Below are 24,339 nucleotides of genomic sequence, written 5' to 3'. Positions count from 1 at the left end.
ACATTTACTTTTACCCGCGGTCTACCCGTGGAGTTGAAGCGGCTCATCCCAGCCCCTTTTGTGGTCATACTGATGCGCCTAGTCGTATGGGAGACAGTATTAAGGATAAGAGCTTGAATCCTTAATCGTAATCACAGCTGTGGAGCTCACAAGCGCCCTAAGGCCCTGCACATGCCCTCTTCGAGCGTCATATCGAGCGTTACATGCTGGGCTGGGGTTGTTCGGAATCAAAGGTAACCCTCACTTTCCCATCGGTTCAAACTCCAACTCTAGCTCTTTTCTCTCCTTAAGCTCTAACTCCCGTATCAATTGCTCCCTTAATCTCTGCATTTTACAACGTTCCTCAAGTAGTTTCAGCAACTGTTCTGCGCTGCCCCTCGTGCAAATCCTGAGCGCGAAATCATACCCATAGTATTCGAGAGTGTTCACCTCGAGCCTCAACTGTAGCCACACTCTATTTTGCTCTTCTGCGCTCTTAATGTACTCGAAGAGCGAGCATGGGTCTTCCACTATACGTAACAGCCTCTTAACAGCCTCCTCGAACGGTAGCTCCTCCCTGGTATCCGTGACTCCTTCTTGCTTCAAACCTTCACTTCGCAGAGCTCTCAGCAGATCCTCTCTGTTGAAGATCAGGAGGGGTGATCTACTATTGGCACTTCCTTTAAGGCGAGCCCTTACTACCCCAACGAGCCTTAAAGCCCTCTGAATATCGAGCGGAAGCCCGCCGGAGCTTTTTAAGTAAAGATGGGCGTACTCAGTAAATACCTCAATGCCATCCCCACTAAGACGCGTCCAAACCTCCATAGTCTCGCTGCCATTATCAAATAGAGCTTCTACCGCCTTGTTGAGCTCGACGGAAGCCTCTGTGTGCTTCTCGACTAACTCCCAAAGGAGACCGGCATAGGCGCTGGCCTTCACAAGGAGATCCTTCAACTCCCGCAGGCGCTCCACCTGCCCATTGAAGGGGGCCGCCTCGGTGACGCGCTGCGGCACCTGTTCCAGTAGTTCAACCGCTGCCTCCGCCCTCCACCTTGCCTCGAGCTCGTGGGGCCTGTGACTATAAGGCAGCATCTCGGTGAAGCTCTCAACGCTTTCGCGCCTGTAGGCGACCCCTGCGTGGTCGCTGAACTGGAGGTGGTGTACGAGCTCGTGGATCAGGGTCTTCAGATCGTAGCTGTCCCCGCAGAGGTATAGCCGGATCTTCCTCGAGGAGGGGTCGTACAGGCCCGGAACCCTCTCAGCGCCCTGCTCGCCGTCCTCGTAGCGGCATTCTATAGAGAGAACCAGGCTCCCAAGCTCGGGGGCGCCCAGGCTCCTCAGCAGCTCGTTGACCTTGGTTAGGAGGCTGTTGGAGAGCTCCTCCAGCCCTCGGGCCCACTCCGCAATCTTCCCCGCTAGCTCCACGTCCCCCACAGCCCTCATCCTCCCATGCTCAGAACCCCCGCACGATGTTATAATAGTTACTAGTTGTTTCCCGAAAGTGAAAAACCCCTTGAGCCGAGGGGGCCAGAAGAGCATCGAGGGGTGCGACCCGCCCGTCTCAAGGCTGCCCCGACCCGCCACCAGGCGCGCCTATTACAGGGGGCTACTCAGCGAAGGGGATGAGGAGGCCCCCTTCCTTGAGCATCTGCCTGACGTCGCCCTTGTAGGAGATGGTGCCCTGGGGGTCGACGAGGACGAGCTCCTTCTGGAGGCCGGCGTGAGCGATCATCACGCGCTTGTCGGGGGTCCCGTCCCTGCACTCCTCCCCGTATAGCTCGCAGAGCCTGACGCCCCGCTGGGGCCTTCTCTCCACTAAGCTCCGTAGCAGCAGTCGCAGCCGAATTAACAGGGGCTTGCGCTTCGCCAGGGCCCCCTCCACCCTCGACAACTCGTCCACGATGAGGTAGTAGTGGGGCTCGCTGATCGACTCGTAGAGCTTCACTGTCTCCCTCAGCCTTTCCAGACGAGCCGGGTACTCAGGCCTCCCCAGCCCCCTGAGGACGGCCTCCACCAGCAGGAGCGCGTAGACCGCGTCGGGCTCGAGGCGCAGTGCCCCCTTGACTCTTTGGCCACATACGCTCACAGTGTGCTCCCACAGCCCGAGCGCGTCCTCCATCACCCGCAGAGGGGCCTCGCCGGCCTGGGAGAGAGAGTAGTGGAGGGCGAGGGGCAGCGGGTAGTACAGGGCCGACAGGGACACCTCGACCGTCCTCTTGTACTCCTCGTTAACGCGCCTCACCCCCTCGCTAGTCTGGCTGTCCAGCTGCCTGGTGGGCCTCAGGAGCCTCTCCGGGAGCGGGGCGGGCACCCTCACCGCCCTCACCTCCTCCCTGGCCACCAGGTTCAGCCGGAGCTCCGGGCGTTGGGAGCGGGGCGGGTACGGGTCGCTGTTGTAGACCTCCAGCTTCACCGACTTGGCGCCGTGGGCCAGCAACAGGATATTCGCCAGCCTCTCCGCTACCCTGAGCGCGACAGCCGGCATGAAGTTGACCCCGTGGGTGAGGTCGAGGACAACCCTCTCATACCCCTCCTCGAGGCACCTGGGGCCCAGCCCGGCGAGGGCGACCGCCTCGAAGTCCCCGGGCTTGCTCTCGAAGCTCCACCTGCCCCCAGGACTCCCCACGGCCGGGCAGACGACGACGCGGGCCCTCCCATCGATCCCCATGCACTCTAGCAGTTCCTCGACGAACTTCTTAACCCCTTTCCGGAGCTCCGAGTAGCTTGCCGCGCGCGCCGCCCCCTGCAACAGTCCCCGCAGCTTGTCGTAGCACTCGTAGCAGGCCCCCTCCCTCCTACCGTCCGCGTACTCGTCGACCAGGCTGTCCAGGACGAGTAGCGCCACGTCAGCGTCCCCGTACTTCTCGAGGAGCAGGGGGAGCGAGGTGCAGTGCTCCAGCGTGCGCCTCTCCCTCTCCTCCAGAACGTAGACGGCCGGCCCCCAGAGGGCTGGCTGCCCCCATGTAGCGATCAGCAGCGTCCTACCCACCGCTCAGCCACCCGTCGGGCTCCCTCGACCCAATCCTAGGGGGCCTCGCACCGGGCCTCGATGACGGGGTCTCCGGGCTCGCTCAACCTGGACTCGGAGCCCAACACGTGGAGGGGGCGCGCTACCTCCCCCAGGAGCACGCCGGGGTCGGGGCGCTCCACCCAGAGCCGGCTGTCCACTGGGGCGTGGAGCTGGCGGGGCTCGTTGGGCTCCTGGCCCGGTTTCACGGTGGCATAAACGGGGCTCATATCCTTGATGCTGGTAGAGTGTTATAAAACGCTTACGCGAGGCACCCGTCTAGCGGGAGCATGGTGAAACGCTGCCCCCTCTGCCCTCGTCATCTACACTGAAGTTCCTTAACTCCTCCGATGGGTGGTGGGAGGGTAATCCTTTGGTACGCTTGCTCCGCGCCCGCCCTCGCCCTGAGGGGGCTGCTGGTTAACAGGACGAGCGACAGGGTCGGGGCGAGCGATACTCACGTTAAAGTTTTATAAGGCGAGATGGTATTGCAGTCATGCTTAGGTTGTCTTCGAAGATCTTTCAGGGTGTTTACGAGGAGGTCGAGGGCTTCTACCGCTTCAAGACGTATGTCGCAGGCCAGTGGGAGGGCGGGAGGGAGTACATCAGGGTTAGATCCCCTATCGACGACAGCGTCATAGCAGAGGTCCCTAAGCTCTCCTGGGAGCAGGCCGACAGGGCGCTGGGCCTCGTCTACGAGAAGGGTCGTTGGCAGGTGCGGGACACCCCTGGGTGGAGGAGGCTCGAGCTACTCGAGAGGCTGGCCGACCTCATGGAGAGGCACAGGGAGGATTTGGAGCTAAGCCTCGTCGTCAACGCCGGGAAGACCCGGGCCGAGGCGAGGGGAGAGGTGGACGCCAGCATCGACAGGCTCCGGAGGGCCGACCTCGACGCCAGGAGAATATTCGGCGAGTACGTCCCGGGTGACTGGGACCCCACGACGCAGGAGACCGAGGCGCTGGTGCGCAGGGAGCCCTACGGTGTCGTCCTAGCGATCGCGCCGTTCAACTACCCTCTCTTCGACACCGTGGCGAAGTTCACGTACAGCTTCGTGGCGGGGAACGCGGTGGTCATGAAGCCCCCCTCCGCCGACCCCGTGCCGATCATACTCCTTGCGAAGCTCCTGGAGGAGGCGGGCTTCCCCAGGGAGTCCTTCGCTATCCTCACGATCCCGGGCTCCGAGAGCGACAGGATGGTCGCGGACGAGAGGATCAGCGTGGTGAGCTTCACGGGCAGTAGCTCGACGGGCAAGAGGGTCCTCTCCGTCGGGGGCATCAAGCAGTATATAATGGAGCTGGGAGGCGGGGACCCCGCCCTCGTGCTGTCCGACGCCGACGTAGGGGCGGCCATCGAGGCTGTGGCGAGGGGCATATACTCGTACGCGGGGCAGAGGTGCGACGCGGTAAGGCTAGTCCTCGTCGAGAGGCCTATATACGAGGAGTTCAAGGCCAGGCTCGTGGAGAGGTTGTCCAGGGTCGTCGTGGGCGACCCCAGGAGCCCGGGCACCACCATGGGTCCCCTGATAAGCCCCTCCGCGGTCGACGAGATGCTGAGGGCCGTCGAGGACGCCGTGGAGAGGGGCGGGAGGGTGCTGTACGGCGGCAGGAGGCTAGGGCCAACGTACGTGGAGCCGACGCTCGTCGAGATTATTGACAAGAAGGCCTTGACGGAGTCCGTGATGTACAGGGAGGAGGTCTTCGCGCCGGCAGCCCTGATCACGGACTTCGCCGGCGACGAGGAGGCGCTTAGGCTGGCCAACGGGCGCAGGTACGGGCTGGACGCGGCGATCTTCGGCCAGGACATAGACAGGATCAGGAAGCTTGTGCGCTTCCTGGAGTTCGGCGCCGTGTACGTGAACGACATGCCTCGGCACGGCGTGGGCTACTACCCGTACGGCGGCCGCAAGGAGTCGGGCATCGGGAGAGAGGGGATAGCTTACTCCGTAGAGCAGGTGAGCGCCTACAAGACGATAGTGTTCAACTTCAGGGGGAAGGGCGTGTGGAAGTACGCTTGAAGGAGCCAAGGCCACGTTTTTGATTTTCAAGGCAGCTAGGGTACTCATCGGGGCTAGGGAGGGGTGCACGCTCCTCGTTAAGGCGTCATACTCGAACCCGTGGTTGGGAATTTAGGGGAAGCACTCTCACCCGGCCACAAACGAACACACCATCTAGTGACGCTCTCACTGAGAGTTCGCGTGCTAGGGCGTCCCTAGTACTGCGGCAATGGCCCAGGGAAGCCTGCTCTTCCGGGTCAATGTGGCTTCCCGGTATCCTAGGATTAGCTTTCCACCAGGTGCCTGTCTCGCCTCTAATAGGATGACGCTGCACTCACAGCCTGGAACGAGATAGCCGTCTTTCTCTACCAATGGCAGGAAGGCCATCGGGTCCTTGGTCGGCTTCTTCTCGCCGATCTTAACGGGCTCGACAAGGCCTGTGAATAGGAGTGTTAGGGCGTCTTGTCCAGGCTCTGCAACCGCTATGAGCCGGGTGGAGTTTAGCAGCCTTTTGACGAGTTCAGGGTTCGCGGAGATCACGGGCAAAACGTCCCAGCCTATGATGGCGAGGTCGAAGCTGGCCGACTCCTCGGCTCTTGCAGGGGGGGATTACCGCGAGCTCCTTGGCTTTGATTGTCGAGTTTATGAGCTCGGCGAAGACCGGGTCCTCTGTCACGATAGCTATGCGCCACTGGGCCTTCTCGATTATTGGAGGGCTTTCCTTGGGAGGTGACCAGGGTACTAGTATGGGGTATAAGAGGAGGAATGCAAGGAATGCCAGGTATAAAGCTAGGATAACAAATGCCCACACGCTGTGTGGCTTGGGCAAGGCCGCCCCCATCCCCTTATCTGTCACTGCTCCCGTCACTATACTTAATATTATTGATATTTATGATATATGGTAGCTGTTTTTACTCTCGTTGAGCCAAAGGGACGTCGGGTGGAAGAGCTGCCGGTTTAACCTGCGAAGACTAATGGTATGCTGAGCGGAAAGCCAGGTAGACTCGCCGGGGCCAAAAAGTAAGGTCTTACTTGTCACGTTTCAGAGGAACATATTGCCGGGCGTGTGGCGCTCCTAGCTGTGCCTCTAGTGTTCTTCGCCCGTCGGCGTTGAAGAGTGGATAATGGGTGGTTAGCTTAACCGGATGAGGGGTTCTATCAACGCGACGTTTAGGTGATTGTGAAGGTGACGCGAGTGGGTGTTGACGGCTTTACATGGCCGGTAGTCTACTCGGTGTTTTAGCATGGATTTTCGAGGGCTCTTTTTATCCGGCTTTATCCTCTAGGATCCTCTGGAGCTCGGATTAGCGGTATCGAGAACCCACCTGGAGCTTAATCAAGTCTCATATGGGATTGTGTGGGAGGTCCAGCTTCGTTCAAGGTTAACCTTTAATATAAGTTAAACTATTCCTTTTAGTAGAACAAATCATGGAGGTTTTGCTCAGGATAAGGAAGAAAGGGGTTTTGATACTCCCTAAATCGCTGCGTGAGGCGGCGGGAATTGAGGAGGGGGAAGTTTTGGCTGAAGCTCGGGACGGCTTCATTGTTCTGAGACCGTTTAAGCTGAAGGAGGTTGAGGTAGACCGGAGGATAGTCGATGAGCTTCTCCGGGAGGAGGGAGAGCTGGAGAGGCGGAAGATGAATGGTATCCTCAGGGAGGTAGGTGGTTGACACTAGTGTTTTGATTGAGCGCATAATTAGGAATTCCCCATTCAAGTCTCTCGTTGAGGACCTGTTCGAGAGAGCTAATGGGCAAATGGAGATAATGCTGGGCCAAAAGACTATTGCTCATATGGTGATTGGAAGCTAGGTTTTTGCGAAGCTACAAACTCAACTTGTGCACAAGAATTAATATACACAAACGATACTACTGGCTGCAATATATACCATGCTGGCTGTCCTCCATACGATTGGAAAATTGTAATACTAGTTCCAGAATATTTAAAAGATTCAGATTGTCCAGCTAAGGATAATGTAAAAGGAAAATGTAATACAAAAGAACATATCTGCTATTGGAAACCTTGTAAAAGGGATGATGATTGTGTCTCTGGAACATATTGCTATTGTGGTTATTGCAGTAGCACTTATACTTCAGCTGGTTGTTCTTCTGGTTGTTGTAATAGAGAATACGGTGGTACTGATATAGGCCAATGTGTATCTCTTGGAACTATATACAACAATCAAACTGCTAGCTACTTATGCATTAGCTAAAAATTTTAATTTAGCTTTTTCCTTTTTTCCAAAGATAAATAGGAGTGTGTCTAAACCATTCATATATTTGATAACCACTATCTTTTTCAAATCCGTCTATACAAGACGTTAAAGAAATCCCATTTCCATATCCAACAGCTATTCTTCCAAGACTTCTTTCATTAAGTAAAGAATTTATTATTGAATCTGGTATTCCATAAATTGCAAACTCCCTGAAAAAATAATTTCCAGGACCACCCAAATTACCACTAGTTCCATCACCATACATTTCTCCTAATGGTATTCCAAAAGCTTTGTAAGCTAAAGGCAAGCCATCATCATACATTTCCCACTCTCCATAATTTTTTATATTAAAATCTGGTCCATAAGATCCACGGCCTCTCATATAAGCATATGGGAATTTAGCAAATTTCCAATTCTCCCAATTTTTATTCAAGAAATCATCTATAGTTCCTGGTTGCTCAAAAGGCCAAGTACCAGAAAATTGTTTAACCGTATTTTTCATTCCATGCACAAATCTATCATTAAGCCACATTTTATATGCAACCATAGCATTCTTATATCCTTCAGAGTTTGGATCTTTCCACGCATTTTTCATTTCTTCATATATCCATGGCAATTGTTTAAGAAAAACTCTTATTCCTTCCATTCCAGGAACAATCTCTTCTCTACTCCAATCATAAGTTGCATTTGGCAATTTAGCTAATAAAAACAAAGCAATAGTTCTACCAACTTTATCATTAATTTGACTTTTCAATAAATCAGAATCATAATAAGGAAAAACTATTGGCAAATTATCTTTCTTAAGTTTTTCAGGCAATTTATCCATATAATCATGAAATCCTAAAATTACTTCCCAAACTTCCTTATTAGTTGGAGTAACATTCTCTGGTAAATGTTCTTTTCCGCTGTGTGGTTCAATCCATCTTGAATTAAGGGAATATTCATCATCAAAAATATCATAAGCAACTTCTTGGATCATTCTATTAATCCATTCATATTTTTTTGGCTGCTCAACTAAATAAGGTCTTTCTTTAAGCAAATGAGCAAGCATCCATGTATCTCTTCCTATATCTAAACTCCCAATTAAAATTGTTCTATTGGCAGCATCATTTATAACAATTGGCTCAAAATCAACAATATTTTCCCCATAAATTTTATCTTGAGTTGCTTTTGTCAATAAACTTATTGCATCAAATTCTTCAGGCAATTTTCTCTCAACAACAGCAATCCCATAATAACCTAAAACTTTAGCAGTAGCATTACTAGCTAATTCTCTATCAAAATTTAATTTTAATCCAAGAGAAGAAGAATAATCAAGAACATTAATTGTTGAATTATCAACAATTCTTTTATTTAAAATTTCTTCCAAAATTCTAGCTTTTTTTAATATCTCTTCAGCTTCCCATTTATCTGGAGCATTATTTGCTTTAACTTTCAACTCATCAATTTTCCCTTTTAATACATTTTCATACAACCTCTCAACAAGAGAAGAAAAATTCTTTGAATAATTCAATTCTTCATTGCTTATAATTCCATCAGAGGTTTGATTTCTTAAATAATTCAAATAAGTTGGAATTACTAAAAACTTCTGGTATTCTGACAATAAATCAACAAATTCCCTTTCATTCAAATCTTGTTTTCCATCATTATCCAAAGGTTTAATTAAATCAATATAACTTTGATTTAACCCCTTATTCAAAGCATAATAAACATTTGGATTATCTTGACTAAATTCAATTTTCCCATTAACACAAGAGCTTAAATTAAATTTATCAAAAGCACAAAGCTTAAATTCAAGATCTTTCAGAGTTTTAATTTCAGAATAAAAATTATTCCCATTCTTATTCAAATCAATTCTATTATTATCAATCAAAAGAAAAGCATTTTCTAAATTATCATCTTTTATCAAACCAGAAATTTCATAAATTCCAACATCTTTTCTATTAATGTCTAAACCTTCAATTTTTGGACTTTCCAAATTAACAAAAAAGCTAACATTTTCCTTACTTATATTGTTATATTTATCAGGAACAATCAATTCTCCTTTAACAATTCCCTCTTTAGACCAATATTTACTAGGATCAAAAGAAATTTTATAACAAGAATCTTTTTCATCAAAAGGAATTTCAATTTTTGTATTGTTTAAATTTAAAATAGCATATTTTTCAGGATTTTTCTCTTTTACACAAGCAAAAAATTCTTGATTTTCTCTTTTAAAAACCCTATCTTTATATTTTAAACTTTCAATTTCTGGTGCTTCTTTATCTCTAATAAAATAATCATAAGCAAAAGCAGCTCCTATTACTGTTAAAGCTCCCCCAACAATCCAAGGCAAAGTTACCAATAAATCTCCAGCTAAATTTTTCCCAATTTTATTTTCTTCTTGTATAAAATTTGTTGTTAACCCTAATTCTTCCCTCAATTCTTTTCTAGGTAAATGTTCTTTAAAAAGCTCTTTAAAATAACTTTTCACTTTCATATCTTTAATTAAAAGAAAAAAGGATTTAAAATTTTTTTACTATCTATTAGTGATAAAATGAGTGACACTGAAGCTTTATTAAACTCTTGGCAAAAATTTTCAGAAGAAGATAGGTTTTCTTTTGCAATACTATATTCTAATCATCCATTATTCAAACAAACGATTGAAGGTTTAAGCGCACTAAAGGCATATAATTCCCTTCCTTCAGAAGAAGAAAAATTGAAATATGGATTGATTTCTTCCAACTTAAATCCAATTTTTCTTTCTTTAAATAAAGAAGAGGAAGATTTGGTGGAAAGAAATCTTCCTCCATTCCCCATACTAATTCAAGAAGTTTTTAAAAGGAGGGGAATTTCCGAAAAAGAAATTGAAATTTTAAATGAACCATTGCCTAAAAACCCATTTGAAAGGAGAAAGCTAATTAAAGAAAAGAATGAAATTTACGAGAAATATGGATTAATCCCAGAAGAATGGAAAAAAATTGAAAAAGCATATCAAGAAAAAATTTGGAAAGAAAGCAGAAAATTAATTTATCTTTTTTATGCTTTAACTTCATTAGAACTTTATCTTGCTACTCAAAATCCATTAGCTCCTTTACTTTACTTGCTTTCCTTTCCCATTCCTTATCAATCTTTAAGATACATTTCTTCTAAAATTTCGAGCGAGAGAACTAGAAAGTATTTGAATAACGCTATTTCTTTGTACTATTTTTTAAGGTCTCCAACTTCAGCCGCAATTAGTACATTAGAATTTGGTTTAGCAGCCCCCTTACTTTCAAAATACTTGGAAAAATCTTGGCCATACTTACCAAGATTTTTAAGAAAATTTCTTTATGAAGCTCAAATTTATCTTTCAGGAATAGAAAAGAGAAAATTCGACGAAAAAGAAATTAGAGAAATTTTATATAACATAAAGATTGATTCAGAAAATATTCCTGAATATGTTATAGAAAAATATAAAGAAAATGTGGAGAATAAAACAATAGAAATTGAAAATCCTGAAGAGACTTTACTTACTCCTTATACAATTTCTTACTGGAGAAGAAGGGTTGTTGCTATTCCCGAAGGGAGAAAATTAAAAATAATCGATAAAGATTATGTTAGAAAGCTTGCTCAAAAAGAAGGAATGTTTTTAGAGGATTTTGAAAAAAAATTAGAGGCAATACCTTCAAGATATTTAGGATATGGATTGTATGAGGGAAAATTGGTTTATGTTAAAGATGTAATCGGAATATTATCTTGTGATTTACTAGATGCCTTAGCCCAGAAAGAAGGATATTTGGCAATTCTTGGTAGAAAAAGCGATGAAATAGTTGATAGAAAATTACTTTTACAATCTATCTTTCAGTCTTCCTTTTCAAAATTATAATCTCTTCTTTACAGAAAAGCGTTGTACCCTAGTTTAACTCGTAACGGCTACGGGTCTGGGAACAGAGGAGTATAGCATATATGTTGGTAGCCGGAGGGGTCTGAGGCTCCTCCATAGTTTCTTTAAGACACAACAATTTTTATTTTAACTATATATAATAAACTTTATACAGTCTGCCGGCATAGCGGGAAAACGACCTTAATGGAGGCAGTACAGACACGCAAGCCCGGAGCTGTTGATAGGAAGTACCTTTGGACAGTGCTCTCCGTAACTACTATAGGCGCATTCATGGCCGGGCTAGACACACGCATAGTAGTGGTGGGCTTAGACGCTGTGGCTAAGGCGCTCCACGCTGACATAGAGCAGGCACTATGGTTCACCCAGGCATACATGCTAGGGAGCACGTTGATGCTGCTGCTCGTGGGTCGTCTAGCAGACCTCTACGGCCGGGTAAAGCTCTACGTCGCGGGATTCCTGGTCTTCACGATCGGGTCCCTTCTAGCCGGGACATCGACCTCCCCGGAGATGCTTATCTCTACACGTTTCCTTCAAGGGCTTGGGGGAGGTATACTGGGGACTGTTAGCGCGGCAATTGTTACGGATGCCGCTGCGGGGGGCCCTCTCGCCTTTGCATTGAGCATAAACGCTCTGGCCTTCAGGATGGGCTCGCTCCTTGGCTTGACGCTTGGAGGACTCATCATAGGACTCTTGGACTGGAGGTATATCTTTTGGATAAACGTCCCCGTGGGCCTTCTAGCATCCTGGTGGGGGTTAAAGGCTCTAAGGGAGACGTACAGGCCTGTCGAGGCCAAGAAGATGGACTGGCCAGGCTTCCTAGCTTTCACGGCCTTCATGGTGTCTATCCTGTTGGCGCTAACCTTCGAGGCATACGGCTTGTCGTATAGGAGGATAGTGAACATCTTGTTGTCCTCGTCTCTAGTCTCACTAGTAGTCTTCGGGTTGTGGGAGCTAAGATCAAGGCACCCCCTGCTAGACCTTAGGCTCTTCCGGGTATGGGGCTTTACGGGCGGGGTCATAGCACAGTTCCTCAACGCTATAGCCTTCGGCTCCGTGATGCTCTTATTCACGCTGTACTTTGAGGTCGGGAAGGGCGTCTCCGCGGCTGGCACCGGTCTACTCATTCTTCCCTACGAGCTTTCCTTCCTCGTCTTCAGCCTGTTGAGCGGGAAGCTCTCGGACAAGTACGGATACGTGTACTTCTCCATTGCAGGCCTACTCATAGGAAGTGCCGCGCTGTTCATACTCTCCGGCCTCACCCTGTCTACGCCTTACCATGTCTTCGCGCTTGGATCTGCACTCCTAGGAGCTGGGAACGGCCTCTTCATCTCGCCCAACAACAGCGCGATAATGTCCTCCGTCCCCGAGCACAGGAGGGGGATAGCCTCAGCACTCAGGAATGTCTTATTCAACCTGGGCCTCACGCTGAGCCTAAACATCTCGGTCCTGCTCCTGTCTAGCAGGCTATCATATAGCCTTATAACGAAACTCCTGATATCAGCCGAGCTAGACCAGGCAACCCTGGACAGTGGACGTAGGTCGTTGGCCTTAGCCATAGGAGAGACGTTCCGCATCCTCGGGATAGTCAACCTCTCAGCGGCGATATTCTCGTTCAGCAGGGTTAAGTCAAGTATTAGGTAGCTTCACCTGGAACTCATAATTTCTCTTTAGTTTTCATCTTTTTATTTTTAATATATAACCAAATAGAGTAAGTAAGTGACATATGTTATGCATTTATTAATCATTTAAGTAAAGTTTATAAGTTTGATTCAAGTAAAACTCTATGCCGGTGGAAAAATGGTCACCAGGCGTCAGTTCATCTACCTCGTAGGAGGAGTAGCTCTAGCAGCAGCGGCGGGCGGGATCTATTACTGGCTTTCTCAGACACCCTCAACACAGCCGTCAAAACCCAAGAAGATTTCTGGAAAGCTAACGATCCTGGGTAGGAGTGGTTACCACGAGACCATCAACAGGAACCTAATGGACACCTTCAGCAAGAAGTATCCCGATGTGACTTTAGACTATGTCCCCAAGGGCTATACCGACGAGTATCAGACTATCATACTATCCATGAGGAACAAGTCGAGCGACTACGACGTGCTCTACATTGACGAGCCCTGGATCCACATGTTCATACAGAACGGCTGGCTGATGCCCATCGATAACCCAGACCTTTCAAACTATCCAGACTTCCTCAAGAGCTGGCCCACCGTGGGGGGCAAGACATATGCGCAGGCCATCACTGGGAACGCGAACTTCCTCTTCTACCGCACGGACATCCTAAAGGACCTGGGAGAGTCTCCACCCGAAACCTGGGACGACGTGCTCCGGATAGCCAAGAAGGTCAAAAGCAAGTACACGGATACCGGTGTCAAGCTCTACGGGTTCGGCGCATACTCTGTTAAAGGAACCTCTATCGCACAGGACACCTTCCCAGCGATACTTTACCCGTTCGGTGGGAGATACTTCGCAGACGACGGTATCACCCCTGCGCTCAAGAGCCAGGAGGCCATCGACGCGCTAGAGTTCTTCAAGGAGTTAAAGAAGTACTCTCACCCGAGGATGACCGAGTTTGGCAGCCTTGCAGAGTACAGCGAGGCTATTCTAAGGGGAGAGGTGGCCATAGGAGTAGTCTGGAACGGCTGGATCTCAGACATTGACAACCCGCAGAAGTCACAGGTTGTCGGGAAGATCGACATAATGCCATACCCGCGCCAGAAGGTGTCCTTCGGTGCACAGTCTGGAGTCTGGTATATGGCTGCTTCTTCATATACAACGAACCCTGACGCCGCTATCGAATACGTGAAGGTCACCACGAGCTTCGAGGCCCAGAAGAGGGCTGCGATAGAGGCAGGACTACCGCCAACCAGGCTGAACGTATTTACGGATCCCGACTACAAGGCTAAGGTAAGGCTGGCAGACAAATTCCTGGACATCATTAGAGTCGTCAAACCAGTCAGAACAAACCCGCTATGGGGAGACATGGCTGAAAACGTTGGAACGTATCTCTACATGGGACTCTTGGGCCAGATAAGCGCAGAGGAGGCGATTACTAAGGCTTATGAGGAAATGGTTAAGGTAACCTCGGCTGTTAAGTCTTAAGGCATTGCTTAGAAGCATGTGAAATAGGTATGAGTAAGAAGACTGGCATACGAAACGAGATTTTTTTGCTTCCTGGACTTCTCGGCTTAATGGTCTTCATCTTCGCGATAAGCTACTCTGTCTACATGTCGTTCTACAGGTACAAGCTGGGATTCACTGAGCCCACCTATGTCGGTCTGAAAAATTTTGTCGACCTTCTCACCAATGACGTGATCTTTAGGACCGCCATCGTAAACACGTTGTACTTCGTAGTAGTGGCGACGACCCTAGAGATACTCTACGGCATTCTTCTAGCCGTCCTTCTCTACTGGAGCAAGTACCGGTATCTCTTCCTACCGTTCCTCTTAGTCCCCATGCTGCTTCCCGCGGTGAACGTTGTAGTCCTATGGAGATTCATGTTTCACCCGGAGTATGGGCTCGTCAACATGTTCTTGAAAACCTTTGGTTTCGCGCCTATAGACCCGCTCAACGATCCCACGTGGGCCATGCCAACAATAATACTGATGGATATGTGGCAGATGACTCCCTTCGTTATGATAATAATACTGGCCGGTTTGTCAACTGTCCCGAACGAGATCATTACAGCTGCACGTATAGACGGGGCGAGCAAGCTGAGCATGACTCTAAAGATACTTCTTCCACTTACAAAGAACATTATAATGGCTGTCGTACTCCTTCGCCTCATAGACGCCTTCAGGATATTCGCTAAGGTACAGCTCTTAACGCGGGGTGGGCCAGGGATAGCCACGGAAACCTTGGAGCTTCAAATCTATAACCGTGGTGTGAGAGGCCTAGAGATAGGCTTGGGCTCCTCCATGTCTGTTATATTCATCTTGCTAGCCATGACTGTTATTGTCCCGTACATGATTATGGTGATAAAAGGATGGCGTCGGTGAACGACCTCATCTTGGTAGTACTCCTGTTATCCGTCATAGTGCCTTTAGGCGCTCTCGTCCTCATAAGCTTCCTTCCACCAGGTGAATACACGATACCGCCCCAGCACCCAACGCTATCGAATTACGCCTACGTTATAGAGAAGCTGGGATTTCAGCAAAACATGTTTAACACGTTTGTGTTCATCACTCTAGCTGTTATAATCTCCCTTGTCCTGGCTATCCCGACATCTTATGCGATAGCGAGGCTACCCATAAGGTATGAGGTCTGGGCTGCAACAGTCGCGCTAGTGATCCTTGCAAAATCCGTGCCCCCGGGTAGCCTCCTCGTCCCAATATACGACTGGCTCTGGAGGCTCAAGCTCACCAACACGCCCCTAGGCGTAGCCCTCAGCTACCAGGTCTACACGCTCCCCTACACTATTTGGCTTTTAACATCGTTTTTCCTGGATTTGCCTCGGGAAATAGAGGTTGCCGCGCGCCTCGACGGGGCCGGCAGTTTCGACCGTCTGAGGCATATTATTCTCCCGGTCTCCATCCCGGGGATCATATCGGTGGTGATTATGAATTACCTGAACTTGTGGAATGAATACATGTATTCGAGCGTCATGGTCTCAAGCAGCAGGCTTCAAACCGCGGCCGTGGTGCTCGGACAGATGGTGACCAGCGAGTATGTTGTCGAGTGGGGTATCATGGCGGCCGCAAACATACTCAGCATCATACCAGCCTTGCTGTTTGTAACCTTTGTTCAAAAGAACATTTCAAAGGCTATAACGGGTGGTATTAAGGGGTAATGGGAGGTGGTAGAGCATGGGAATGGTTGAACTTGAAGGAGTAACAAAAAGCTATGGTAAAAACAGGGTCTTAGAAGAGATAAGCCTGAGCGCTGAGAAAAACGAGTTCCTTGTAGTTCTTGGGGCAAGCGGAGAGGGAAAAAGCACAATCCTGAACATAATATCTGGCGTCGTTAGGCCAGACAAGGGCAGAGTCATCATAGACGGAGAGGTTGTAGACGACTCAGGTAAAACGTACATCCCTCCCGAGAAGAGGGATATTGGATACGTCTTCCAAAACTACGCGCTTTACCCACACATGACGGCTTTCGACAATATAGCATTCCCGCTTCGCATGCGGAAGCTTCCGGAGAATGAGGTCAAGAAGAGGGTATTGGAGGTTGCAGAAATGCTCAGGATAAGTCACGTGCTCGACCACAAGCCTTCACAGCTTTCTGGTGGACAGCAACAACGTGTAGCTGTTGCGAGGGCTATTGTAAAGGAGCCGAAGCTCCTACTCATGGACGAGCCTTTCAGCAACATCGATCCTGCTCTGAGAGCCAGCGTGAGGTGGGAGCTAAAGGTTCTCGTCAAGAAGGTAGGGATTACGACTATAATGGCTACACACGACCAGGAGGAGGCAATGTCCCTAGCGGATCGCGTAGCACTCCTAAGAAAGGGTAGGTTCATCCAGTACGATGCTCCTGAGAAGATATACGAGCACCCTGTAAACGCCTATGTGGCGGAATTCATAGGCGGCATGAACGTCCTACCGCTAAACGACAGGCTGGCCGGCATCATTCAGGAACAGCTAGGGGTTAAGGTTTCCACGGGAGAAAAGCTTTTCGGGTTCCGGCCCGAACACACTGCCATCTCTGACACAAGGGGGATCCCCGTCAGGGTGTTGGGCGGAGAGTTCAGGGGGGAGAAATGGGTCTATGTCGTGGATCTAGGATTAGATAGGCCTGCAAAGATATTCTCACAGTCCAGGATTCAGGCCGACACAACTATAAGGATACTTCCCAGGAGGCTTTACTTCTTCGGCGAGGATGAGAGTACTACCAGGATAGAGGAGATCGTTTAGCCTCCATAATAAATAAAAAATAAAAGCCTTATTTCTAAATTCTCTCTAAGCGGGTTTAAGCTAGACTGAGGTGTACACGTTGGAAAATGAAGGCAAACTAGGACGGATTTTTCTCGCCGCCATGCTCGGGAACGCAGCGGTAAGCCTGGTCAAGATACTGGGTGGTCTCCTTTCGGGCAGCACGGCGCTGCTAGCGGATGGCAGTGACTCTATCCTTAACGTTGCCAGCTCTGGTATTGCTTACCATTATTACAAGCGGAGCCGGAAGCCGCCTGACGAGAAACACCCTTATGGTCATGTGAGGTTCGAGGTCTATGGCTCGATTCTAATCCTTCTACTCATGGCCGCAACCTTCAGCTTCGTCGGCTTTATGGCTGTTGACAGGCTTGCGCATGGTGAGCCGGAGCTCGTTGATAAGATAGGGATAGCTTTCGCAGTGGTATCTATCCTGCTAAACGCCTTGGTCTCGTCCCTGCTTCGCGTCCACGGCAGGGGAAGCCAGATTGCCCTGGCTGAATCCAGGCACGTGAGCCTAGACGTCGCAGAGGGTGTTACAACCCTCGCCGGAGTTACACTTGGCTCGCTCTTTTCAGCATACTATGACCTCGCTGCAACGATAATAATTCTCGGAATGGTCTCATACTTCATCTATGAGACGCTCCAGGATCTCAGATCCCAGATTATAGACACTAGTCCACCTTCAGAGGTGCTCGACGCGATCAGAGAGGAAGCAATGAGGATTCATGGAGTAAAGGGGGTGCACGCTCTGAGAGCTAGGGTCGTAGGGGAAAGGATCTACGCTGACCTTCACCTGGAGGTGGATCCACACCTCAGCGTCGAGGAGGCCCACCGCTTGTGCGACGAGCTTGAGAAGAGTATAGAGAGGCGTTTTGAAGGAAGAGTCGACCTAACCATTCACGTTGAGCCGGCTCCAAGCCATGGCTGAGGGTTACAGGTCCCCGGTAATGGTTCGCTGGTATTGAATACAGGCTTTTATACAGGCTTCTATGCCTCTAGCTGCGAGACCCGGAGCCATTGAGGGGATATTACCCTGTAGGGCTTGCAGAGGACTAGCAGGGACATGCACGAAGCCTACTAGTGTACCCATCTTGACTGATTCAACGTAGTGTAGAGCCGTGTACATCGCGGCGTTGCATACAAAGGTTCCAGCGCTGTTTGAGACAGCTGCAGGGACGCCGGCGGCCCTAATGCTCTCAACAGCCCTTTTGACTGGTATCGTGGCGAAGTAGGCTGCAGGCGCCCCCGGGTAGATGGGCTCGTCCTCTGGCTTGTAGTTATCGTTGTCCGCTATCCTGGCGTCCATCACGTTTATAGCCACGCGCTCGACGTGTAGAGAGCTGATTCCACTGGCCTGACCAGTTAGAAGGAGAAGTGTGGGCTTGTGTTCCTCGAGGATGAGTGGTATCAAATCCTTTACCTTTCTGAAGCTAACGGGTAGCTGTACTTTAACAACCTCGGCTCCTTCTAGAGAGTCGGGTAAGAGCTTCACGGCTTCCCATGAAGAGTTTGTTTTGTCCCCGCCGAAGGGCTCGAAGCCTGAAACTATTATTTTCACAAGGGCTTCTATAGGGGGTCTAGACATAAAGGTAACTCTTAGTGATTCTCTTATCAGGGAGGGGTGATTCTTGCGCTGGCTAGTTTTGAAACCTGTATCTTGGACGGAAAGCCTTGTCAGGAGCTCTTTACACGTGAAAAATTTTTGTTTTCAACCGAGTTAGGACAGAGTTACTTGAATGTATTAGCCTTGTTTGTTATATTATAAAGAATTTCTTTCATAAAATTGCTAAGTAACTTTAAATGTGTAAATTAAGGCTGTCGAGTGCTATGGCTAAACCCGGCTCTAAAAAGACAACACTAGCAGTGGCTGTAGCGCTTATAGCTGTGGTAGCTGTTATAGCGGCCTACTTCCTCCTTGCCCCGAAAGCTCCGAGAGTTAAGAACGTCATAGTTATTGGCACCACCGACAATGTTCAAACGACTCTCGACCCTTGCGAGGCATACGACTACCTCGGGGTTAACATAATACAGAACATGGGCGAGGGGCTCTTCGCATATGAGCCTGGAACTGCAAAGCTGGTAAACAAGCTCGCCGTCAGCTACACAGTTAGCCCTGACAGGAAGGTATGGGACATAAAGATACGCACCGATGCCAAGTTCCAGGACGGGACACCCTTAACGGCCCAGGCTGTCGTGTGGTCCTGGGAGAGGACGATAAAGCTCAACCAGGACCCCGCCTTTCTAATCGGCGACTTGATCGAGAAGGCGGAGGCTATCTCCAGCGACACTGTGCGCGTATACCTTAAGCAGCCCTTCGAGGAAACATACGTTAAGTCGCTCCTCGCAACGTGGGTTGCTTTCCCCGTGAACCCGAAGACTACCCCGATGGATGTCGTGAAGCCGCCAAATACCGTAGACATGATAGGCCCCTACAAGCTCGCCAGCTGGAAGCCGGGGGAGTATATCGAGCTCGTCGCCAACCCCAACTACTACGGTGAGAAGCCTAAGACCGAGCGCGTGATTATAAGGTTCTACAAGGATGCCCAGTCTCTCAGGCTGGCTGTCGAGAACGGGGAGGTGGACGTGGCCTTCAGGACGCTCTCCCCAGCGGACGTCAAGGACATAATGGCTAAGGGTGCGCTACAGGTGGTTAGCGGGCCTGGAATAGCCCCGATCCGCTACATGGTGATAAACGTCAACAAGGAGCCGTTCAACGATAAGAGGGTTCGGCAGGCTATAGCCTACCTGATAGACAGGAACCAGATCGTGAACACCGTCTATATGGGGACCTTCGCGCAGCCCCTTTACAGTATGGTCCCGATAGGCTTCTTGGGCCACAAGGATAGCTTCAAGGAAAGGTACGGTGACAAGCCTAACGTCCAGGCGGCGAGACAACTCCTAGTGCAGGCCGGCTTCAGCGAGTCCAACCCATTAAAGATGGAGCTCTGGTACACCCCGGTCAGGTACACGCCCGCCGAGCCAGACATAGCGGCCATCATAAAGCAGAACCTAGAGGTGAGCGGCATGATCAAGGTGGACCTTAAGAGCGCCGACTGGGCCACCTATAGGTCGCTCTTCAAGCAGGAGAAGATAGCGGTCTGGCTTCTCGGCTGGTTCCCAGACTTCCTCGACTCCGACAACTATGTCAGGCCCTTCTACCACTCAGGGGCTAACGGTTGGCTACACGTGAACTACAAGAACCCCACGATTGACAAGCTGATCGACGAGCAGGTGCTCCAGCCCACGGAGCAGAGGATTAAGACGCTAGCCCAGATACAGGACATAGCCGCTGAAGATGCACCGATAATACCCTTGTGGCAGGAGGGGCAGTTCGCGGTTGCACAGAAGAACGTGAAGGGGATAGTCCTCGACTACTCGCAGATATTCAGGTACTGGCTGATCTACGCTGAGGTAAGCGGCTGAACGAGATTTTTCTCCTGGTGCTACTGATGGGTCTAAAAGAGTACGTTTTTTCCCGTATTCTACTCACACCTGTAATGCTATTCATACTCTTGACCTTCGTCTTCCTACTCCTAAGGGTCTTGCCGGGCGACCCTATAACGATGCTGGAGGGCAAGAACATACCCGAGGACGTTCTAGCAAGGCGTAGGGCCGAGCTAGGACTAGACAAGCCGATATACGTCCAGTACATAGACTACCTTTACTCCGTCTTCGTGAAGCTCGACCTGGGCGAGACTGCGCTAGAGAGAGTGCCGGTGGCCTACCTTATAGCTGTCAGGCTTCCAGCCACGATCGAGTTAGCAGTATCATCAACGATTATCGCGGCGTTGATAGGCCTATCAATGGGTCTACTCTCGGCGAGGTACCAGTACGGGAGGCTGCCCTACGCTGTTAGGGTCTACTCCTCCGTCGTCTACTCCATACCTGTTTTCTATATCGGGCTCCTGCTTCAAGCCTTCCTCGCAAAACCCCTGGGTATGCCTACAACGGGGAGGCTAAGCCCCATAAACATGGTTCTAGCAGACTCGCTACCCGTTAGGACAGGCTTTATTTTCCTCGACTCGCTTCTATCGGGCAGGCTCGACATACTATCCGACTACCTGATACATCTGCTCCTCCCCTCGCTCACGCTGGGAATATACCTTTCCGGGGTATTCTCACGGGTAACCTATCTCTCCGTGGAGGACGCCATGTCGCAAGAATATACCCAGGCAGCGCGTGGAAGGGGGCTGCGTGAGTGGACCATCGTTAAAAGGTACGGCTTGAGGAACGCGCTCATACCGATACTGACCATGGCTGGACTGCAGGTTGCGGCACTCCTAGGTGGTGCTGTGCTGACCGAGACCACCTTCAACTGGGAGGGCATCGGCCTACTAGTCTACGAGGGAATTCTCAAGCGGGACTACGCCATAGTTCAGGGCGCGGTCACGATATACGCTGTACTAGTATCCCTGACAAGCCTCATCGTGGACGTTTTGTATGCATATGTAGACCCGAGGGTGAGGTACTGATGAGAAGGCCCAAGACATTCGGCGAGTGGTCTTTACTCACAGGAGGGGTTTTGACGGGCATCGTGGTTGTTCTCGCTGTGTTCGGGCAATACCTGGCTCAGGGGAACGTTACCTCCAGCTACATATACGTGGACAGCCGGCCTGTTGAGGTGCCTCCACTGCTGCCACCCCTCTCACAGGTCAAAGTAGGCGAGGAGACACGGGTATTCTATCTGGGAACAGACCAGCTTGGACGGGACGTTCTCGGGAGGCTTCTAGCCGGGGCGAGGTTCGTGCTTGCAGTCGCGCTTCTGAGCACGCTTATCTCAGGGATTGTCGGAACCCTGCTAGGATTGATATCGGGCTATACGGGAGGGCTGCTCGACAGGGCTCTATCAGTCACAATGGACAGCCTGTACTCGCTCCCGGGACTTATAATCGCAATAGCTTTAGCCGCTCTTCTCGGGACCGGCCTGTGGAACATCTCCATGGCGATAGCCGTAGCCTATATACCATCGTATTTCCGCATGGTCAGGGGCAATGTTCTATCATTGAAGAACATGCCGTTCGTCGAGGCCGCCAGGATTTCCGGTGCAGGACCCCTCAGCATCACTGTGAGACAAATACTGCCTAACACCTTCCCATCTATAGCCTCCCTGCTACCCATAACCTTCGCCGACGCAATAATAACGGAGGCAGGCCTCTCCTTCCTAGGCCTAGGCATCGAGCCACCCACTCCCGACTGGGGATTCGACCTGAACAAGGGTAGACAGTTTTTCCTAGCAGGCTACTGGTGGATAGGAGTGTTCCCAGGCCTCGCCATAGTTGTGAGCGTTCTCGGATTCCTCTTGCTTGGAGAAGGGCTTAACGAGATTCTCAACCCGAAGAGGTGGGATATATGAGTCTCCTGGAGGTCAGGGATCTAAAGGTCAGCTATACTACAAGGCGGGGGAGAATAGAGGCCTTGAGTGGGGTCTCACTCGCGCTTGGGGAAGGAGAAGTCGTGGGGGTTGTTGGCGAGAGCGGCTCCGGTAAGAGCACCCTGGGACAGGCCATATTGCGTCTACTCCCCAGGTACGCTCACATTGAGGGCGGTGAAGTCCTGTTTCAGGGCAGGAACCTCCTCGAGCTGGAGGAGGACGAGATGCGCGAGATAAGGGGGAGGGAGATAGCGATGGTCTTCCAGGACCCCTATTCCTCCCTGAACCCCGTGATGCGTATAATAGACCACTTCAGCGAGCTCTACGAGGAGCATGGCGCCGGCTACACGCGCGAGGAAGCTGCTAAGTTGGCTGGAGATATCCTTGAAAAGATGGGCGTGCCCCGCGAAAAGCTTCTAGAGTACCCGCACCAGATGAGTGGGGGGCAGAGGCAAAGGGTAGCTATAGCGCTAGGCTTGGCTTTGAACCCGAGGCTCCTTATAGCCGACGAGATCACCACTGCTCTAGACGCTCTAGTAGAGGCACAGATCGTTGACCTACTAAAAGAGGTCCGGCACACATTCAAGACATCTATCCTCTTCATCACACACAACATGGGCCTCGTCGCCCAGCTGGCCGACAAGGTTACAGTGATGTATGCAGGCAAGATAGTCGAGTTCGGGAACACGAGAGACGTGATCAGCAGCCCCCTTCACCCCTACACGAAGGCCCTCCTAGCGTCTGTGCCTAGGATTGGAGGCTCCAAGGAACTTCAACCCATACCCGGAGACCCACCGGATATGAGGAGCCCTCCCCCGGGATGCAGGTTCCATCCGAGATGCCCCCTTGCCACTGAGAAGTGCAGGTCAGAAGAGCCTCCTTTAAAGTTGAAGGGTGATAGACTTGTCGCATGCCACTATGCATAAACTCTTGTCCTTGATAGACCTGAAGGTATACTTCCCTGTCAAGAGAACTATAGGGGAGGTGCTCAGCGGGAGGAGAAGGTTTTTGAAGGCCGTCGACGGCGTAAGCTTCGAGATAGGAAAGGGCGAGATACTAGCACTGGTTGGCGAGAGCGGCTCTGGCAAGACAACCGTTGCTAGGACGGTCGTAGGGCTTGTAAAACCGACCAGCGGAAAGGTCCTCTACGAGGGGAAAGACATATTTAGCCTCAACGGCGAGGAGCTCCGGAGGTATCGACGCAGAGTCCAAATGGTCTTCCAGGACCCTGCTGTGAGCCTTAACCCCCGGCTACGAGTAGGGGTCCAGGTCAAATACCCGTTGGATGTAAACAACATCGGAACGCCAGAGGAGCGCAAGGAGAGAGCCTTTAAGGCACTCGAAGCTGTCGGTCTAACTCCTCCAGAGGAGTTCTACCGGAGGTATCCACACCAGCTTAGCGGCGGGCAGAGACAACGCGTAGCGATAGCAAGGGCCCTCGTCCTCGAGCCAGAACTCCTGATAGCAGATGAGCCCATATCTAACATAGATGTCTCCGCGAGAGCCCAGGTCTTAACACTGTTGAAAGAGCTCCGCGGGAGAATGGGATTGAGTATGCTCTACATAACCCACGACCTCTCATCAGCATGGGCTATAGCCGACAGGGTCGCCGTGATGTATCTGGGAAAGATCGTGGAGTACGGCACAGTTGAACAAGTCTTCAGCGAGCCCCTCCACCCATACACTAGGGCCCTGTTAGGCTCAGTCCCAAGCATAACGCCACAACAAATGCTCGCTGTGAGGGTCGCCTTGAAGGGGGAAGTGCCGAACGCTTTGGATCTGCCCCCTGGATGCAGGCTAAATCCGAGATGCCCGTTTGCATCAGAAGCTTGCAGGGTAAGTGAGCCACTACTAGTCGATGTCGGTGGCGGACACCTAGTGGCATGCCACCTTTACTCGAAGGGATAGTGAAACGCCTTGTCGAAATAGAGCCGCCCGTTTCTCACGTTAGAGTTTAAACGTTGTCCCCACACGGGTCTATACGTATCCATGATACGTAGCCTCGATGCATCACTTTTAAACCACTGGATGTGGCTAGGG

Annotated in this window: 21 protein-coding genes; 15 read left to right on the top strand and 6 right to left on the bottom strand. The window is 50.4% G+C overall.

The annotated features are described in order from the left end of the window. Window positions 1-240: 240 nt before the first annotated feature. Entirely contained in the window at window positions 241-1,563 is a 1,323-nt protein-coding gene (locus MA03_RS02750) for a hypothetical protein (RefSeq protein WP_191118697.1), read from the bottom strand. A gap of 22 nt (window positions 1,564-1,585) precedes the next feature. Then, the gene (locus tag MA03_RS02745) at window positions 1,586-2,968 is read right to left on the bottom strand and encodes a CRISPR-associated DxTHG motif protein (RefSeq protein ID WP_052883806.1); all 1,383 of its coding nucleotides are present in this window, start codon (window positions 2,966-2,968) and stop codon (window positions 1,586-1,588) included. Window positions 2,969-3,482: 514 nt separating this feature from the next. On the opposite strand from MA03_RS02745, the gene gapN reads away from it, so the two are divergent. Further along, window positions 3,483-5,000: an NADP-dependent glyceraldehyde-3-phosphate dehydrogenase gene (gene gapN, locus MA03_RS02735; RefSeq protein WP_052883804.1), complete on the top strand. Its 1,518-nt coding sequence runs from the start codon at window positions 3,483-3,485 to the stop codon at window positions 4,998-5,000. A gap of 183 nt (window positions 5,001-5,183) precedes the next feature. Here gapN and MA03_RS02730 read toward each other — a convergent pair whose 3' ends face one another. Together MA03_RS02730 and MA03_RS02725 are read right to left on the bottom strand one after the other, a co-directional pair. Beyond that, window positions 5,184-5,525 carry a hypothetical protein gene (locus tag MA03_RS02730; RefSeq protein ID WP_191118696.1) on the bottom strand — a complete coding sequence of 114 codons (342 nt, stop codon included), beginning with the start codon at window positions 5,523-5,525 and terminating at the stop codon, window positions 5,184-5,186. Then, window positions 5,500-5,808 (bottom strand): hypothetical protein, encoded by a 309-nt coding sequence (locus tag MA03_RS02725; protein ID WP_191118695.1) that lies wholly within the window; start codon window positions 5,806-5,808, stop codon window positions 5,500-5,502. The genes MA03_RS02730 and MA03_RS02725 overlap by 26 nt, the downstream gene beginning before the upstream one ends. Window positions 5,809-6,407: 599 nt before the next feature. Here MA03_RS02725 and MA03_RS02720 point away from each other — a divergent pair. Next, window positions 6,408-6,650, top strand: a complete 243-nt coding sequence (locus MA03_RS02720; RefSeq protein ID WP_052883801.1) for an AbrB/MazE/SpoVT family DNA-binding domain-containing protein — start codon at window positions 6,408-6,410, stop codon at window positions 6,648-6,650. Next, entirely contained in the window at window positions 6,643-6,789 is a 147-nt protein-coding gene (locus tag MA03_RS08585) for a hypothetical protein (RefSeq protein WP_191118694.1), read from the top strand. The genes MA03_RS02720 and MA03_RS08585 overlap by 8 nt, the downstream gene beginning before the upstream one ends. 411 nt (window positions 6,790-7,200) lie before the next feature. Here the strand turns inward: MA03_RS08585 and MA03_RS02715 are convergent, their stop codons facing one another. Beyond that, window positions 7,201-9,672 carry a hypothetical protein gene (locus MA03_RS02715; protein WP_052883800.1) on the bottom strand — a complete coding sequence of 824 codons (2,472 nt, stop codon included), beginning with the start codon at window positions 9,670-9,672 and terminating at the stop codon, window positions 7,201-7,203. Between the two features lie 57 nt (window positions 9,673-9,729). Here MA03_RS02715 and MA03_RS02710 point away from each other — a divergent pair, with 57 nt between their 5' ends. The 7 genes from MA03_RS02710 (at window position 9,730) to MA03_RS02680 (ending at window position 17,856) form a co-directional block, all read left to right on the top strand. Next, a complete protein-coding gene (locus MA03_RS02710) occupies window positions 9,730-11,040 on the top strand; it encodes a hypothetical protein (RefSeq protein WP_052883799.1) in 1,311 nt (436 codons plus the stop codon). Window positions 11,041-11,241: 201 nt separating this feature from the next. After that, window positions 11,242-12,699, top strand: a complete 1,458-nt coding sequence (locus tag MA03_RS02705) for an MFS transporter (RefSeq protein ID WP_052883798.1) — start codon at window positions 11,242-11,244, stop codon at window positions 12,697-12,699. A gap of 156 nt (window positions 12,700-12,855) precedes the next feature. Beyond that, window positions 12,856-14,160, top strand: coding sequence for an extracellular solute-binding protein (locus MA03_RS02700; RefSeq protein ID WP_052883797.1), 1,305 nt, complete (start codon window positions 12,856-12,858; stop codon window positions 14,158-14,160). 29 nt (window positions 14,161-14,189) lie between these two features. Continuing rightward, window positions 14,190-15,056: a carbohydrate ABC transporter permease gene (locus tag MA03_RS02695; protein ID WP_052883796.1), complete on the top strand. Its 867-nt coding sequence runs from the start codon at window positions 14,190-14,192 to the stop codon at window positions 15,054-15,056. Continuing rightward, window positions 15,044-15,847: a carbohydrate ABC transporter permease gene (locus tag MA03_RS02690; RefSeq protein ID WP_191118693.1), complete on the top strand. Its 804-nt coding sequence runs from the start codon at window positions 15,044-15,046 to the stop codon at window positions 15,845-15,847. Before MA03_RS02695 ends, MA03_RS02690 begins: the two co-directional genes overlap by 13 nt. A gap of 16 nt (window positions 15,848-15,863) precedes the next feature. Then, window positions 15,864-16,910: an ABC transporter ATP-binding protein gene (locus tag MA03_RS02685; protein ID WP_052883794.1), complete on the top strand. Its 1,047-nt coding sequence runs from the start codon at window positions 15,864-15,866 to the stop codon at window positions 16,908-16,910. A 79-nt stretch (window positions 16,911-16,989) separates the two neighbouring features. After that, on the top strand, window positions 16,990-17,856 hold the full coding sequence (locus MA03_RS02680) for a cation diffusion facilitator family transporter (protein WP_191118692.1): 867 nt from the start codon (window positions 16,990-16,992) through the stop codon (window positions 17,854-17,856). Between the two features lie 3 nt (window positions 17,857-17,859). Here the strand turns inward: MA03_RS02680 and pcp are convergent, their stop codons facing one another. Then, window positions 17,860-18,513, bottom strand: coding sequence for a pyroglutamyl-peptidase I (pcp, locus tag MA03_RS02675; protein ID WP_236944919.1), 654 nt, complete (start codon window positions 18,511-18,513; stop codon window positions 17,860-17,862). 215 nt (window positions 18,514-18,728) lie between these two features. Here pcp and MA03_RS02670 point away from each other — a divergent pair, with 215 nt between their 5' ends. The 5 genes from MA03_RS02670 to MA03_RS02650 are packed head-to-tail and all read left to right on the top strand — an operon-like array spanning window position 18,729 to window position 24,207. Beyond that, window positions 18,729-20,351: an ABC transporter substrate-binding protein gene (locus MA03_RS02670; RefSeq protein ID WP_219731647.1), complete on the top strand. Its 1,623-nt coding sequence runs from the start codon at window positions 18,729-18,731 to the stop codon at window positions 20,349-20,351. A gap of 26 nt (window positions 20,352-20,377) precedes the next feature. Next, window positions 20,378-21,400: an ABC transporter permease gene (locus tag MA03_RS02665; RefSeq protein ID WP_191118691.1), complete on the top strand. Its 1,023-nt coding sequence runs from the start codon at window positions 20,378-20,380 to the stop codon at window positions 21,398-21,400. Further along, window positions 21,400-22,281, top strand: coding sequence for an ABC transporter permease (locus MA03_RS02660; RefSeq protein ID WP_052883790.1), 882 nt, complete (start codon window positions 21,400-21,402; stop codon window positions 22,279-22,281). Before MA03_RS02665 ends, MA03_RS02660 begins: the two co-directional genes overlap by 1 nt. Continuing rightward, window positions 22,278-23,225 carry an ABC transporter ATP-binding protein gene (locus MA03_RS02655; RefSeq protein ID WP_052883789.1) on the top strand — a complete coding sequence of 316 codons (948 nt, stop codon included), beginning with the start codon at window positions 22,278-22,280 and terminating at the stop codon, window positions 23,223-23,225. The genes MA03_RS02660 and MA03_RS02655 overlap by 4 nt, the downstream gene beginning before the upstream one ends. Next, window positions 23,203-24,207 carry an ABC transporter ATP-binding protein gene (locus tag MA03_RS02650; RefSeq protein ID WP_236944918.1) on the top strand — a complete coding sequence of 335 codons (1,005 nt, stop codon included), beginning with the start codon at window positions 23,203-23,205 and terminating at the stop codon, window positions 24,205-24,207. The genes MA03_RS02655 and MA03_RS02650 overlap by 23 nt, the downstream gene beginning before the upstream one ends. Window positions 24,208-24,339: the final 132 nt, after the last annotated feature.

Source organism: Thermofilum uzonense, assembly GCF_000993805.1.
Lineage (GTDB): Archaea > Thermoproteota > Thermoprotei > Thermofilales > Thermofilaceae > Thermofilum > Thermofilum uzonense.
The sequence above is the reverse complement of the archived record's forward strand: the minus strand, read 5'-3'. Positions and strand labels throughout refer to the sequence as shown.

What these genes read in the sequence shown, in the direction of transcription:
- MA03_RS02720 (WP_052883801.1), top strand. Translation starts at nt 6,408, where the DNA reads ATGGAGGTTTTGCTCAGGATAAGGAAGAAAGGGGTTTTGATACTCCCT.
- MA03_RS02690 (WP_191118693.1), top strand. Translation starts at nt 15,044, where the DNA reads ATGGCGTCGGTGAACGACCTCATCTTGGTAGTACTCCTGTTATCCGTC.
- MA03_RS02685 (WP_052883794.1), top strand. Translation starts at nt 15,864, where the DNA reads ATGGGAATGGTTGAACTTGAAGGAGTAACAAAAAGCTATGGTAAAAAC.
- MA03_RS02700 (WP_052883797.1), top strand. Translation starts at nt 12,856, where the DNA reads ATGGTCACCAGGCGTCAGTTCATCTACCTCGTAGGAGGAGTAGCTCTA.
- pcp (WP_236944919.1), bottom strand. Translation starts at nt 18,513, where the DNA reads ATGTCTAGACCCCCTATAGAAGCCCTTGTGAAAATAATAGTTTCAGGC.
- MA03_RS02660 (WP_052883790.1), top strand. Translation starts at nt 21,400, where the DNA reads ATGAGAAGGCCCAAGACATTCGGCGAGTGGTCTTTACTCACAGGAGGG.
- MA03_RS02715 (WP_052883800.1), bottom strand. Translation starts at nt 9,672, where the DNA reads ATGAAAGTGAAAAGTTATTTTAAAGAGCTTTTTAAAGAACATTTACCT.
- MA03_RS02705 (WP_052883798.1), top strand. Translation starts at nt 11,242, where the DNA reads ATGGAGGCAGTACAGACACGCAAGCCCGGAGCTGTTGATAGGAAGTAC.
- MA03_RS02695 (WP_052883796.1), top strand. Translation starts at nt 14,190, where the DNA reads ATGAGTAAGAAGACTGGCATACGAAACGAGATTTTTTTGCTTCCTGGA.
- gapN (WP_052883804.1), top strand. Translation starts at nt 3,483, where the DNA reads ATGCTTAGGTTGTCTTCGAAGATCTTTCAGGGTGTTTACGAGGAGGTC.
- MA03_RS02670 (WP_219731647.1), top strand. Translation starts at nt 18,729, where the DNA reads ATGTGTAAATTAAGGCTGTCGAGTGCTATGGCTAAACCCGGCTCTAAA.
- MA03_RS02665 (WP_191118691.1), top strand. Translation starts at nt 20,378, where the DNA reads ATGGGTCTAAAAGAGTACGTTTTTTCCCGTATTCTACTCACACCTGTA.
- MA03_RS02710 (WP_052883799.1), top strand. Translation starts at nt 9,730, where the DNA reads ATGAGTGACACTGAAGCTTTATTAAACTCTTGGCAAAAATTTTCAGAA.
- MA03_RS02655 (WP_052883789.1), top strand. Translation starts at nt 22,278, where the DNA reads ATGAGTCTCCTGGAGGTCAGGGATCTAAAGGTCAGCTATACTACAAGG.